Annotated in this window: 13 protein-coding genes; 4 read left to right on the top strand and 9 right to left on the bottom strand. The window is 72.5% G+C overall.

Annotated elements, in window-relative coordinates; genetic code table 11:
- Window positions 1-19: 19 nt before the first annotated feature.
- From ACQPZA_RS16950 to ACQPZA_RS16925, 6 genes are read right to left on the bottom strand one after another with little or no spacing between them, the layout of a single operon-like run.
- The gene (locus tag ACQPZA_RS16950; protein WP_433282157.1) at window positions 20-805 is read right to left on the bottom strand and encodes a creatininase family protein; all 786 of its coding nucleotides are present in this window, start codon (window positions 803-805) and stop codon (window positions 20-22) included.
- On the bottom strand, window positions 802-2,148 hold the full coding sequence (locus tag ACQPZA_RS16945; RefSeq protein WP_433282156.1) for an FAD-binding oxidoreductase: 1,347 nt from the start codon (window positions 2,146-2,148) through the stop codon (window positions 802-804). Before ACQPZA_RS16945 ends, ACQPZA_RS16950 begins: the two co-directional genes overlap by 4 nt.
- Window positions 2,145-3,347: an ABC transporter substrate-binding protein gene (locus ACQPZA_RS16940; protein ID WP_433282154.1), complete on the bottom strand. Its 1,203-nt coding sequence runs from the start codon at window positions 3,345-3,347 to the stop codon at window positions 2,145-2,147. Before ACQPZA_RS16940 ends, ACQPZA_RS16945 begins: the two co-directional genes overlap by 4 nt.
- A 32-nt stretch (window positions 3,348-3,379) precedes the next feature.
- The gene (locus ACQPZA_RS16935) at window positions 3,380-4,279 is read right to left on the bottom strand and encodes an ABC transporter permease (protein ID WP_433282152.1); all 900 of its coding nucleotides are present in this window, start codon (window positions 4,277-4,279) and stop codon (window positions 3,380-3,382) included.
- Window positions 4,276-5,037, bottom strand: coding sequence for an ABC transporter ATP-binding protein (locus tag ACQPZA_RS16930; protein WP_433282150.1), 762 nt, complete (start codon window positions 5,035-5,037; stop codon window positions 4,276-4,278). The genes ACQPZA_RS16935 and ACQPZA_RS16930 overlap by 4 nt, the downstream gene beginning before the upstream one ends.
- Window positions 5,038-5,042: 5 nt before the next feature.
- Complete coding sequence (locus ACQPZA_RS16925; protein ID WP_433282148.1) at window positions 5,043-6,386, bottom strand: amidohydrolase family protein; 1,344 nt, start codon at window positions 6,384-6,386, stop codon at window positions 5,043-5,045.
- A gap of 123 nt (window positions 6,387-6,509) precedes the next feature.
- Here ACQPZA_RS16925 and ACQPZA_RS16920 point away from each other — a divergent pair, with 123 nt between their 5' ends.
- On the top strand, window positions 6,510-7,115 hold the full coding sequence (locus ACQPZA_RS16920) for a helix-turn-helix domain-containing protein (RefSeq protein ID WP_433282146.1): 606 nt from the start codon (window positions 6,510-6,512) through the stop codon (window positions 7,113-7,115).
- Window positions 7,108-7,722, top strand: coding sequence for a pyridoxine/pyridoxamine 5'-phosphate oxidase (locus ACQPZA_RS16915; protein WP_433282145.1), 615 nt, complete (start codon window positions 7,108-7,110; stop codon window positions 7,720-7,722). The genes ACQPZA_RS16920 and ACQPZA_RS16915 overlap by 8 nt, the downstream gene beginning before the upstream one ends.
- 25 nt (window positions 7,723-7,747) lie before the next feature.
- Here ACQPZA_RS16915 and ACQPZA_RS16910 read toward each other — a convergent pair whose 3' ends face one another.
- A complete protein-coding gene (locus ACQPZA_RS16910) occupies window positions 7,748-9,301 on the bottom strand; it encodes a GMC family oxidoreductase (RefSeq protein WP_433282144.1) in 1,554 nt (517 codons plus the stop codon).
- A gap of 213 nt (window positions 9,302-9,514) precedes the next feature.
- On the bottom strand, window positions 9,515-10,567 hold the full coding sequence (locus tag ACQPZA_RS16905) for a Glu/Leu/Phe/Val dehydrogenase dimerization domain-containing protein (RefSeq protein ID WP_433282142.1): 1,053 nt from the start codon (window positions 10,565-10,567) through the stop codon (window positions 9,515-9,517).
- A 158-nt stretch (window positions 10,568-10,725) separates the two neighbouring features.
- Here ACQPZA_RS16905 and ACQPZA_RS16900 point away from each other — a divergent pair, with 158 nt between their 5' ends.
- Window positions 10,726-11,616, top strand: coding sequence for a LysR family transcriptional regulator (locus tag ACQPZA_RS16900; protein WP_433282140.1), 891 nt, complete (start codon window positions 10,726-10,728; stop codon window positions 11,614-11,616).
- A gap of 174 nt (window positions 11,617-11,790) precedes the next feature.
- Here ACQPZA_RS16900 and ACQPZA_RS16895 read toward each other — a convergent pair whose 3' ends face one another.
- Window positions 11,791-11,979 carry a helix-turn-helix domain-containing protein gene (locus tag ACQPZA_RS16895; RefSeq protein ID WP_433282139.1) on the bottom strand — a complete coding sequence of 63 codons (189 nt, stop codon included), beginning with the start codon at window positions 11,977-11,979 and terminating at the stop codon, window positions 11,791-11,793.
- Window positions 11,980-12,284: 305 nt separating this feature from the next.
- Here ACQPZA_RS16895 and ACQPZA_RS16890 point away from each other — a divergent pair, with 305 nt between their 5' ends.
- Entirely contained in the window at window positions 12,285-12,491 is a 207-nt protein-coding gene (locus tag ACQPZA_RS16890; protein WP_433282138.1) for a hypothetical protein, read from the top strand.
- Window position 12,492: the final 1 nt, after the last annotated feature.

The following is a 12,492-nucleotide window of genomic DNA, read 5'->3' as shown; positions in this document are numbered from 1 at the left end:
GCCGGGGTGGCCTGCCGGTTCAGCGCGTGGTGAAGCGGGCGGCCTCACCGATCACCGCGGCGAGCCGCGTGACGGCCAGCTCGAAGAGCAGCTTGCCGTGCTCCGCGGTGGCGCCCGTCGGGTCGCCGATGTACCCGTCCGGTCCGAAGTCGTCGCTCGTCCAGCCGAACGACACCGGCTTGCCGAACCCGATCAGGTCGAACTCGGCCAGCCGCTCCGGCACCCGCCGCCCGGCCAGTTCGAGGTGCACCAGCTCGGGGCGCAGGTGCAGCATGAGCGAGGTCTCGTTGTGGCCGCCGTGCACTCCCATCCCGAGCTCGGACGAGGTCGACCCGCCGCCGCCCTGGTCGACGGGTACCGACAGGTGCGCGAAGAAGGTACGGAGCCCGAAGCGCCTGCGGATCTCCCGGCACGCGACCTGGCCGAGCGCGGAGTTGCCGCCGTGCCCGTTGACGAACAGCAGCCGGGTGATCCCCGAGGTCTGCAGGGACCGGCCGACGTCCACCAGGGTGTGCATGAGCGTGTCCCACGACAGCCAGATGGTGCCCGGCGACCAGTGGTGCTCGTCGGACTTCGTGTAGGCCAGCCCGGGCAGCAGCACCACCGGCGCGGAGCCGTCCCGCGCGACCACGGCGACCGCCGCCTCGGCGGCCTCGGTGGCCGTGACGTAGTCGGTGGAGATCGGCAGGTGCGGCCCGTGCTGCTCCACGGCCCCGAGCGGAAGTACCGCCACCGTCTCGGCGGGCAGCGCCGCGACCTGGGGCGCGGTGAGGTCGATGAAGCGGGGAACGTTCGTCTCGCTCATGACCGCACTCCGATGTTCACCCGCGTATCGACCGGTGGCGCCGCCGTGAGCTTGCCGGGGTTGAGCAGGCCCTTGGGGTCGGTGCGGCGCGCGGTCTCGATCGCGATCTGGACGTTGCGGTCCACGTACCACTGGTGGGGCGAGTGCACGCCGACGCCCAGCGCCTCCAGCCGTGGGATGCCCGCCAGCACGTCGTCCTCACCCCGGTAGCCGGCCACCACCATCGCCCCGGGACCGTGGCCGAACAGCTCCAGGTGCAGGTGCACCGGCCCGGGGTAGACCGCGCGGACGGCGGCGGGATCGTCCCAGAGCGGGGTGCCGCCGGTCTCCATGTGGAAGAAGCTCCGGTCGGGGTGAGCGCGCTGCAGGAACCAGACCGGATGGTTGTAGGACATGCCCGAGAGCCGGTCGGTCTCGGTGTAGTCGGTGAGCACTGCCACCACCTCTCCCCCGCCGCGCCGGACCCGGTCGGCCAGCTCGTCCACCGTGGACGCGTCAGCGATCACGCGCAGGCTGTGCCGGGTCGGGTCCAGGGCCACCGGGGCGGGCAGCGTCGGCACGAGGGCGGGCTCGTCGGCCGAGGCGAGCCGGGGCAGCCGCGGCAGGTCGAGCAGGCAGCGGTGCACGGCCACGAGGTCCGCGTAGGACCGGAACGCCGCGTACACCGCCGCCCAGTCGCGGGCCGGATCGGTGCGGACCTCGACGTCGACGAGGATCCCGGTGACCCCGTAGGTGTGGATGAAGGGCGTCAGCTCGTCGCCGCGCACCGTGACCATCGTGCCGCTGCCGTCCATCGGGGCGACCGTCGCCGCGACGACGTACCCGTCGCTCGTGGTGCCCCTCTCGATCGTGCCCGTGCCGGCACTGCCGCCCCCGACGAAACCACCGATCGTCGAGCTCTTGGTGGACGGGAAGATCCAGATGTCGCGACCGGCCGCGCGGGCCACCCGGTCGATGGCCGTCATGCGCGCGCCCGCCCCCGCGGTGACGGTGCCGCCGTCGCCCACCGTGATGGAGTCGAGCCCGCGCAGGTCGAGCAGGATGCCGCCGTCGAACGGTGTGGCCTGGCCGTAGTTGCCCGTGCCCGCCCCGCGCGGCGTCACCGGGACGTCGTGCTCGAAGGCGACCTTCAGCACGGCCGGGACGTGCTCGGGCCGCGCGGGGCGCACGACGACGTCGGCCAGGTAGCGCCCCGGGGGCACCTTCTCCTGCAGCACCGGCGACATCCGCGACCAGTCCGAGGAGACCTTCGTGATCAGGGCCGGGTCGGTGGAGATCGACCCCACCCCGAGCCGCTCCAGCTCGGCGGCGGCTGCTGCGGTGCGTTCGGACACGGTGGTCACCCCGCTCGGCCCATCGTGATGTTCGGGTCGATGAACTCGTTGGTGTAGAGGCTCTTCGGGTCGGGGACCGCGGTGATGGTGCCGCCCCGCTGCAGGATCGGGCCGAAGGTGTCCACGATCTTCTGCATCCGCGCGGGATCGAACTGCCCGAACACCCCGGATGCCGGGTCGTTCGTCACGAAGCCCTGGTCGACCTGCGCCTTCGCGGAGAAGTCGGCGACACCGGCGGAGTAGGTCCAGCCCGTCTGGTAGGCGTTGACCAGGTCGACGATCAGCTGGTTGGTGGGCCCGGGGTTCTTCAGGTAGTCGATCTGGGCCTGCTGCATGATCGGCACCAGCTTCTGCATGCAGGGCCGCAGCGCGTCCAGCTTGTCGGCCCGCACGGCCAGCGGCTCGGGGTAGATCGAGTACCCGACGTCCGCGAGCTTCTCGAACGCCACCGGCTTGTGCCACTGGGCGATCTCGTTCTCGTAGATGTAGGGCTCGGCGGTGGCGAAACCCTGCTGCATGATCTTGGGGTCGGAGACGAAGCGCGCCGGGGTGCCGTCGTAGCTCGTGTCGGACTGCGAGGCGGCGATGATGCCCTGCGACTCGAGCAGCGCAGGGATCACATCGCCCGATGTCACGACCGGGGCACCCGTCGCCGCGACGTCCCGGATCGTGGTCTTCCCGGGATAGGTCGCCGGATCCCACATCAGGATCTGCGGGCTGACGGTGATCTGGGACGTCACCGCCACCGTGGGGTGCGAGGCCGCCGAGCTGATCGCCTCGTCGGAGTTCACCGCGCCGAGGACGATCGAGTCGTCCAGGTACATGAGGGCGGGCACCGGCTGGAACCCGACGCTCGGACCCCCGGGCCGTACCTCGATGTCCACCCCGGTGTCGACGCCGTGCGCCACCAGCGAGCCCTTCACCGTCTTCGCGTCGGCATCGATGGTGCGGTCGGGCCCGACGAGGCTGTACATCGCACCGTGCTCGGACTCCGGCTGCCAGTCCTGCTGCATCACGACGGTGGCCGGGCACACCCCGGCCAGGTCGAGCGGCCCGCCGGCGGGGGCCGCGGGAGCGGCAGGTGCGGCCCCCGCGTCCGACGCCGGGCCGGAGCCACCACCGCAGGCGGTGAGGGCGACGGCGGCGGCCAGTGCGGTGGTCGCGAGTGCGGCGCTGCGGCGGCCGCGGGTCCGTCTCATCAGGGTCATCGAGGCTCCAGGGGGCGGGGAGGATCCGGGGGTCAGCGGGTGGCGCGGCCGTACCAGCGGCCGACGACGGCACGGTCGAGCGCGGCGAAGATCATGAAGACCACGACGCCGAACAGCGCGGTGAGCGCGATGGCGGTGAACAGCGCGTCCATCTGCAGACGCTGGGTGTAGATCCGCAGCAGCCCGCCGATGCCCGGAGCGCCCTGCTGGAAGTAGAAGTCGGCGACGATCACGCCGATGACCGACAGGCCCGCCGCGTTGCGCAGCCCCGTGAAGATCGACGGCACCGCGGCGGGGAACTGCAGCTTCACCAGGCGCTGCCAGCGGGTGGCCTTGTTGAGCGTGAACAGGTCGTGCGCGGCCGCGCTCGCGGACTGCAGCCCGAACAGCGTGTTGGAGATCATCGGGAACAGCGCGATGATCACGCAGACCACCACGCGGGCCGTGGAGGCGTAGCCGAGCCAGATGCCGATGAGCGGCACGAGCGCGAGGATCGGGATCGTCTGCAGGATCACCGCGTACGGGTAGAGGATCTTCTCCGCCCACCCGGACTGCGACATCACCACGGCGTAGCCGATGCCGAGCACCACGGCCACGACCAGCCCGATCATCGCGACCGACACGCTGCGTCCCAGCGCCTCCAGCATGGGCTGCATCAGCTGCGGGTTGGACAGTGCACCACCGAACGCCTCGTGTGGCGGTGGCAGCAGGAACCGCTGGCTCGGCGGGAGCACCAGGTACGACACCCCGTACCAGACGACCAGGATCCCGGCGAGGGCAGCGAGGATCGGCAGCGACCTCGCCAGCACCTGCCGTACCCGCCCCGGGCCCCGCGCGGGCGCGGCCCGCACCCCGTCGGGGAGCGGCAGGGACGTGGCCGGGGCCGGGTCGCGGTGGGCGGTGACGACGGACGGGTCCGCGCGGCCGATCATGAGTGCTCCCCCAACGCGGCGGACACGCGCCCCGTGATCTCGGCGAACTCCGGTGCGTAGCGCAGCTCCGGTGGCCGCGGGTACTCCCACGGCACCGCGATCTCCGCAACGATCCGACCGGGTCGGCCGCTCATCACCAGCACGCGGGTGGACAGGTAGACCGCCTCCGAGACCGAGTGTGTGATGAACAGCCCGGCGAACCGCTTCAGGCGGAAGATCTTCTGCAGCTCGGTCTGCATCTGCAGGCGCGTGATCTCGTCCAGCGCCCCGAACGGCTCGTCGAAGAGGGCGAGCTCTGGTTCGGCGACCAGCGCCCTCGCGAGGGACACGCGCATCCGCATGCCCCCGGAGAGCTGGCGCGGGTGCTGCTGCTCGAACCCGCGCAGGCCGACGAGGTCGAGCACCTCCTGGGCCCGCTGCCGGCGTTCCTCGCGGGGCACGCCCCGCAGCTCGCCGACGAGCTCGACGTTGCGGGCCGCGCTGCGCCACTCCAGCAGCGTGGCGTCCTGGAAGACGTAGCTCGTGGAGGCGGCGGAGACCTCGATCGACCCGTCGCTGACCTGCTCGAGCCCGGACGCGAGCCGCAGCAGTGTGGACTTCCCGCAGCCCGACGGCCCGACGACCGTGACCAGCTCGCCGGGCGCGATGGTCAGGCTGACGTCGGTGAGGGCGACGGTGCCGGTGGGGAACTTCTTCATGACCCGGTCGAGGACCAGGGTTCGGGTGGTGACCTCCCGGGGAGGCGCGGTGGCGGCCATGGTGCTCACCTCACGTAGCTCGGCGCGGCGGACGGTGGGGGTGCCCAGCTCTCGGCGGCTGTGGGCGACGGCAGGTCCAGCGATCGGCTGATCCGGGTATCGGCCACGACCCGGCCCGCCGAGACGACCACCCGCGCGTCACCGGCTCCGGCCAGGACGTCGCCGAGGTCGGTGTCGGGCACGAGCAGCAGGTCAGCGACGTCGCCGGGCGCCGTACCGGCCTGCGGCAGGCCGAGCACCGTGCGCGCACCGGTGGTGACCGCGGCGAGGGCCTCCCCCGGGCGCAGGTGCCCCGCGGTCATGAGCAGCGACGTCGTCTCGAACGGATCGGCCCGGCCTGCGGGGTTGAACGGGTCGCGCAGGTTGTCGGCGCCCGCGGCGAGCGCGATGCCGGCGTCGAGGATGCGGCGCACCGCGGTGAGCCCGCGCGGCGGCAGGTGCGAGGCGTCGCGGCCCTGCAGGTAGAGGTTCGTGATCGGCAGCGTGACGACGCCGAGCCCGGCGCGCGCCACCAGCTCCAGCACCGGGTCGAGGCGCTCCGGGGGCAGCGACCCCAGCCGGACGCAGTGGCTGGCGGTGACGCGCTGGGCGAGGCCCCGCGCCAGCACCTGCTCGGCCATGTCGACGATGTCCATGCCCGAGTCGGGGCCGGTGACGTCGGTCTGCTCGTCGGCGTGCAGGTCGACCGGCAGCCCGTGGCGCTCCGCGACGTCGAGCATGCGGGTGATCTCGTGGTGCGGGTCGGGGGCGAGGTGCGGGCAGCCGCCGACGACGTCGATCCCCCGGGCGACGGCCTCGGCGACCACCGCGTCCGGTGCCTCGCTGCCGGCGAGCAGGCAGACCTGCAGCGTCACCCGGCCACGCAACTGCTCCCGCAACGCGACGAGCGCGTCGACGCCGCGGAGCGGGTCGCCCTCCCGAGGGACGTCGACGTGGGTGCGGATGCTGGTGATCCCGCGGGCCACGTACCGGTGGACGGCGGCCAGAGCCCGCGCCGAGATGTCGGCGGCGTCGATGCCCGGCAGGACGGCGCGCCACTGCTCGATCGCCGCCACGAGGTCGTTGCCCGCCCCGGCGTCGATGCGGGGCGCGGTGAGCGCCTTGTCGAGGTGGGCGTGCGGCTCGCAGGCGGCGGGCAGGACGCGCCAGCCCGTGGCGTCCAGGTCGACACCGGCGGCCCGGCGGGGGTCACCGGCGGCCGGGTCCTCCCCGGCCGCGATCCGCCCGTCCACGATCGCCAGGTCGGCCACGGTGCCGTCGGGAAGGCGCACCCCGCGGACGGCCCGCAGCACGTTCCCGGCCAGGTGCGGGGCGGTGTCGGGGGCACCGATCAGTTGCGTACTCCTCACGGGTACCGCGGACCTCCCCATCTTGTGCGGCTCTGACCTGCGGGATATTCATGGGACCAACATCGGGGACGCTAGGGACCGTGCGTTGCCGCCGTGTGACCGACGATTCGCGGACGTGTGAACATGACGACAGTGCGCAGCAGCGCGAAACGACCATCGAACGTCCAGCGCGACGCCGACGCGCGCCTCGGCCGGGCGATCCGCGGCGTCCGTCACGACCGCGGCATGACGCTGGTACAGGTGGCCGAGGCCTCGGGGCTCTCGCAGCCGTTCCTGTCCCAGCTGGAGCGCGGCCGCACCCGGCCGTCGATGCGGTCGCTCTTCCGGATCGCCGCCGCGCTCGGCACGACGCAGCAGGCTCTGCTCGGCATGGCCGCGGACGACCCGTCGGACGAACCGGTGCGCGGCACCGCGGCCGCGCTCGTCGACGTCGTCGAGACGGGCGGTGCGCGCCTGCTGCTGCACGACCCGGCGGGCGCCGACATCACCGAGTTCGTCGGCGTACCCACCGAGTTCGGGGAGTACTTCAGCCACGAGCGCCGCGAGCTGCTCTACGTCGCGCGCGGGCGGATCGAGGTGGAGCTGCGCGAGGCGGGGAGCAGCCGGACGGCCACGCTCGAGGCCCGCGACACGATCTCCTACGCCGGTCTCGTCGAGCACCGGTTCCGGCAGGTCGGCCCCCAGCCGTGCGTCGTGCTCGTCGTCCACAGTGGAGGGCGGGATGCGTGAGGACCTGACGGGCGACCCGCTCGACGTGCTGGCCCGCTGGGTCGCCGACGCCGCGTCCGCCGGTCTCCCGCTGCCGAGCACGATGACCCTGGCCACCGCCGACGCCGGCAGCGTGCCGCACGCCCGCACCGTGCTCGTGACGGCGATCGACCCCGGCGGCGTGAGCTTCCACTCCTCGGTACCCACCACGAAGACCCGCGACCTCGGGGTGAACCCGCGCGTCTCCGCGGTGTTCCACTGGCCTGCGCTCGGCCGCCAGGTGGTGCTGCAGGGCACGGCGGCGCAGCTCGACCCCGCGACGTCGCAGGCCGCGTTCCCCACCCGACCCCGGCAACTGCAGCTGCTCGCCTGGGTCTACGAGGCCCTCACCCCCGGCCTCGCCGGCCCGGGCTACGAGGTGGAGCCGGGGGCCGTCGAGCACGCGTTCGACGACGCCGCGGCCGGTCACCCGGGCACCCCGCCGATGCCGTCGAGCTGGACGACGATCCGCCTGGTGCCCGAGCGGATGGACTTCTGGCAGGCCGGAACCGACGTCACCCCTCCGGGCAAGACCCGGTTCCTCGCCGAGGACGGCCACACCTGGCGCTGCTTCCCGGTCCTGCCGTGAGCGATCACCTCGGTCGGCGGTCAGCTCAGCGGGGCCGCAGGAGATCGGCGGCCCGCTCGGCGATCCCGTAGACGGTGGCGTTGGTGTTGGCCGACACGATCGACGGCATGACCGACGCGTCGGCGACCCGCAGCCCGTCGATTCCCCGCACCCGCAGATCGGTGTCGACCACCGCCATGTCGTCGGTGCCCATCCGGCACGAACCCACCTGGTGGGAGTAGGTCCGCAGGCTCCCGAACAGGTAGCGGCGCACGGCCTCGCCGTCGTCGTCGCGTACCCCCGGTCCCGGGAGCACCTCTTCGGCCCGCCACGGCGCCAGGGCATCGGCCCGCCCGATGGCCCGGGCGATGCGCAGGCCGGCCGCCATCACCTCGACGTCGCGGGGGTCGCCGTAGTAGTTCGGGTCCAGCAGCGGTGCCGTGCCGGGCCTGGCGTCGGCCAGCCGGATCGTCCCACGGCTGCTGGGGGTCATCGCGCCGAACGCGACGCTGTAGGCCTGACCGGGCACGGGCAGCGAGGGCGGCAGTGCGGGCGCGAAGTACGGAATCTCCAGCACCTGGAACTGCAGGTCCGGGCCGCCGTGCGCGAGGGGGCTGCGGCCGAGCCCGATCAGCTCGGCGTGGTTGTTCACCCCGGCCGGGACCGGCACCGGCGAGCTGTAGACCACGGTCGAGCGCGGATGGTCGTGCACGTTCGACCCGACGCCGGGCAGGTCCAGCTCCACGTCGATCCCGACCTCACGCAGGTGGGCCTGCGGGCCGATGCCCGAGAGCAGCAACAGCTGCGCCGAGCCGACGGTGCCCCCGGCCAGCACGACCTCCCCGCTGCACGCGGCGGTGTGCACGGTGGTGCCCACGCTGTACTCGACACCCGTGCACCGCCCGCCGGTGACGCACACCCGGTGGGCCAGCGCGTCGGTCACCACGTCGAGGTTCGGCCGCGCCAGCACCGGGACGAGGTAGGCGTCGGCCGCGCTCTGCCGCCTGCCGTCCGCGATGTTGAGGTCACACCAGCCGAAGCCCTCCTCCAGCCCGCTGTTGATGTCGGCCGCCACCGGGTGGCCGGCCTCGGCCGCCGCGGCCAGCCCCGCCGCCGCCACCGGGTGAGGTTCCGGCGCCGGTGCCACCGTCAGCGGCCCGTCCACCCCCCGGACGGCCGGATCCCGCCCCTGGGTGCGCTCGCTGCGTCGCAGGTAGGGAAGCAGGTCGTCGAACCCCCACCCCGGCGCCCCGGCGGCGGGCCACGCGTCGTAGCTCGACCGGTGGCCACGGATGAAGCACATGCCGTTGATCGCCGACGAGCCACCCAGCACCCGGCCGCGCGGCCACGGGATGACCGTGCCAGTCGCCCTCTGCACCACGCTCGCGCCCGCCCAGTCGACCGCGGTGCCCTGCAGCCTCGGCCACCCGGACGGCACGGCCACCGCGTCCAGTGGTTCCCGGCTCCCCGCCTCGATCAGCAGCACCCGCACGTCCGGGTTCTCCGACAGCCGCGCCGCGACCACGCAGCCGGCGGTGCCGGCCCCGACCACCACGTAGTCGTACCCGCGTCCCGGCCCAGTCCTCACGTCATCCCCCATGCCGCAACTCCACGCGGTGCACCCGCGTCCTGCAGCGGTATGAGGCCAACCTCACGGATTCCGATGGCCCCTGACCAGCGATAATCCGCCGATTGTCCAGGATGGGCGAGCAGGACGGGGTCGGCGCCGATCCGCCGTTCGCCCACCCACGGCCCTGCCGTGAGAGCGTGCCCGCCCCCCGGCGGGCACGCACACGACGGCAGAGATCAGTGGCTACTCGGCGCCCGCGGTGCGCAATCTTCGCTCCGCCAGCACCATCGACTCGTGCAGCGGGGTGGTGCCACCGGTCCGGGCGGCGTCGAGCACCTGGTCCACGGTGTCCTCGATCGCCTCGACCCGCGTCGCGGCGGCGTCGTGGTCGAGACCGCCGACCTCACGGTTCAGCACATAGATCACGCCGCCGGCGCTGGTCACGAAGTCGGGCACCCACACCGTTCCGGCGTCGGCGAGCAGTCCCGCCACCGAGTCGTCGGTCACCTGGTTGTTCGCGGGCCCGATGACCAGCGGCACGTCGAGCCCCGCCACCGTCCTCGGGTTGAGCACTCCTCCCACCGCGGCAGGCACCAGCACATCGGCCGACGTCATGAGCGCCCGCTCCGGTTCCACCCACGAATATCCTGCGCTCTCGGCCGCCGCCTGCTTCTCGCCGTCGACGTCGGAAACGACAACGGTGGCCCCCGCCTGGCAGAGGCCGGCGGCGAGCCGTGACCCCACCGAGCCGAACCCGGCGATCACCACCTTGCGGCCCGACAGCGACTCCGAGCCGAAGACGTGCCGGGCGCCCGCGCGCAGGGCAGCCTGGACGCCCTGAGCGGTGGGAGTGCCCGAGTTCCCCGTGCCACCGTGCTCCTGCGGCAGGCAGAACGAGTGGGGAGTCACCTCCCGGATGGTCATCATGTCCTCCGGCCCCGTACCCACGTCGGGTCCCACGAGGTAGGAGCCACCGAAGGTGGCGACGACCTCGGCCACGTCGTGGAGCACGTCTCGGCGCAGCTGGGGCGTGAGCACCGTGCCCATCGGCAGTGCGACAACGGTCTTCCCGCCCCCGTACTCCAGCCCGGCCGCCGCGCACTTGTAGGTCATCGCCTCGGCGAGCCGCATCGCGTCCGCCGCGCCGTCCCGCCAGCTCGGGTAGGTCCAGATTCGGCAGCCGCCCACGGCGGGACCGAGCACCCGCGAATGAACGGCGACGGTGATGGCGGTGCCGGATCTCCGACCGCGCCGGACCACCACGTCCTCGTGCTGCAGAGCACCGTTCTCAGGCATCCAGACCTCAGCTCCCGATTCTTGGACAGATGGCGAGGACATCGCATTTCCAGTCCTGTTCGATGGCCCCCTGTCGATCCATCCTGAGCCGCGCCGACATCGTTTGGCCAACGCACATCGCAGCTACCGGCTATCAGGGATCGTGCTAACAAGGGGTGATGGAGCTACGGCACCTCGCGGCGTTCACCGCCGTCGCGGAGGAGGGGAGCTTCACTGCCGCCGCGGAGCGCCTGCACATGGTGCAGTCCGCCGCCTCGGCCGCCGTGCGCACCCTCGAGCGCGAGCTTGGCGTGCGGTTGTTCGACCGCACCACCCATCACGTCGATCTGACCTCGGCCGGCCGGCTGCTGCTGCCCGAGGCACGCCGCACACTGGCCGCAGCCGCCGCCGCGCGGGACGTGATCAACCAGATGCACGGTGGGCTGCGCGGCACGGTGCGGCTGGGGATCAACCAATGGGACCGGGCCTTCAGCGTGCCGCGGCTGCTCGCGGAGTTCCGCGCGGAGCACCCGCAGGTCGAGATCGAGCTGCACCGGGGCGACAGCACCAGCCACATTCGTGCGCTGCACAAGGGGCAGCTGGACCTGGCGTTCATCGCCGTCGACGCCGAAGCCGCCCCCGGGCTGTCACTGACTCCGCTGGTACGGCAGACGATGCTCTTCGTCACCTCGCTCGACCATCGCCTCGCCGGCCGGCGCTCGATCGACCTCGGCATGACCGCGGCCGAGCCCTTCGCCGAGACGCCCCCGACGTGGGGGGTACGCATCTCCATCGACCGCGCCTTCCGGGCCGCCGGTCTCCACCGCCGGGTCGCCTTCGAGGTCGCCGACATCGAGACGGTGCTCGACTTCGTCCGCTTCGGCCTGGCCGTCGCCCTGGTGCCTCCCTCGGTGCTGGACTCCTCGTCCGGGGTGAGCGTGATGCCCGTGTCGACCGGGGCTCCGGTGCTCGCCAGGTCGCTGGCAACAGCCGCCCAACGGGAGATCTCCGCGCCCACCCGGGCCCTGCTCTCCACCGCCCGCCGGTTGGCCCGGGACGACGCGACCTGATCACGCCGCCCTGCGACAACTCCGTCCGAGCGAGCGAGGTCGACGTGGTGGGGGTTCGGGCGCGCCCACCACCCCGCTCAGGTCGATCTCGCCCGGCCCTGCGCCGCCCTCCGCGAACCTCGAGCCTTCCCGCCGACGCACCTTCCACTACACGACGAGGTCGTCTCGGCTCCCCTAGTCGTCCCGAGCGCGGAGCGTCCGTAGCTCCGCCCGCAGGTCTTCCAGGTTCCAGCGGTACTGACCGCCCGGCGTCACCAGCGCGGGCGTGATCAAGCCTTCCTTGGCCCATCGCGAGATGGATCGACTGTTCAGCCCTAGTTCACGGGCGGCTTCGCCCGTGCTCAGGAGCCGATCCGTCGACATGCCCCGGACGCTACGTCCGAGCATCTGTCCTGGTCAGCCTGGGTGACTTTGTTGGCCTACATCTATCCGATGACGCTGTTGTCCTTGTTGGCCTAGAATCCGAGCATGCCATGCCCACGAGGAGTGAGATGTGAGTCGTGCGGAGCGGAGCGGCCGGACCTCAGGGTCACGACGTTGACCACGGCCGCAGGACAACTCTGTCTGACGCTGTGCGCGGGCTGCGGACGGTCGACGACGGCGCCACCGATCACGGTCAGGACCGCTGAGCGGCTGGTCGCTCAGCACCGGCAGCACGGGGCCGGCTGATGCCCTGGAATCGCCCGTGGGACACCTGCGTCATCTACGTCGAGCGGCGTGGCCGGTGGTGGTGGAACGCCTGGCGTGCGTCCACGACTACCGAACTGCACGGGTTCGCCGACACGGAGGAAGAGGCGCGGGAGGCGATGACATCGGCCATCCAGCAGGCGGGACCTTCGCCGGCGACAGACGTCCCCCGCAGCACCTACCCGTAGG

Origin of the sequence: Pseudonocardia xinjiangensis, assembly GCF_050948425.1 — a bacterium.
Taxonomy (GTDB): domain Bacteria; phylum Actinomycetota; class Actinomycetes; order Mycobacteriales; family Pseudonocardiaceae; genus Pseudonocardia; species Pseudonocardia xinjiangensis.
This window is presented reverse-complemented; position numbering and strand designations above follow the sequence as displayed.

Bases quoted from the DNA above. Each gene is read 5' to 3' on its own strand.
- ACQPZA_RS16935 (WP_433282152.1), bottom strand. From the start codon at position 4,279: ATGATCGGCCGCGCGGACCCGTCCGTCGTCACCGCCCACCGCGACCCG.
- ACQPZA_RS16900 (WP_433282140.1), top strand. From the start codon at position 10,726: ATGGAGCTACGGCACCTCGCGGCGTTCACCGCCGTCGCGGAGGAGGGG.
- ACQPZA_RS16915 (WP_433282145.1), top strand. From the start codon at position 7,108: ATGCGTGAGGACCTGACGGGCGACCCGCTCGACGTGCTGGCCCGCTGG.
- ACQPZA_RS16950 (WP_433282157.1), bottom strand. From the start codon at position 805: ATGAGCGAGACGAACGTTCCCCGCTTCATCGACCTCACCGCGCCCCAG.
- ACQPZA_RS16905 (WP_433282142.1), bottom strand. From the start codon at position 10,567: ATGCCTGAGAACGGTGCTCTGCAGCACGAGGACGTGGTGGTCCGGCGC.
- ACQPZA_RS16895 (WP_433282139.1), bottom strand. From the start codon at position 11,979: ATGTCGACGGATCGGCTCCTGAGCACGGGCGAAGCCGCCCGTGAACTA.
- ACQPZA_RS16940 (WP_433282154.1), bottom strand. From the start codon at position 3,347: ATGACCCTGATGAGACGGACCCGCGGCCGCCGCAGCGCCGCACTCGCG.
- ACQPZA_RS16910 (WP_433282144.1), bottom strand. From the start codon at position 9,301: ATGGGGGATGACGTGAGGACTGGGCCGGGACGCGGGTACGACTACGTG.
- ACQPZA_RS16890 (WP_433282138.1), top strand. From the start codon at position 12,285: ATGCCCTGGAATCGCCCGTGGGACACCTGCGTCATCTACGTCGAGCGG.
- ACQPZA_RS16920 (WP_433282146.1), top strand. From the start codon at position 6,510: ATGACGACAGTGCGCAGCAGCGCGAAACGACCATCGAACGTCCAGCGC.
- ACQPZA_RS16930 (WP_433282150.1), bottom strand. From the start codon at position 5,037: ATGGCCGCCACCGCGCCTCCCCGGGAGGTCACCACCCGAACCCTGGTC.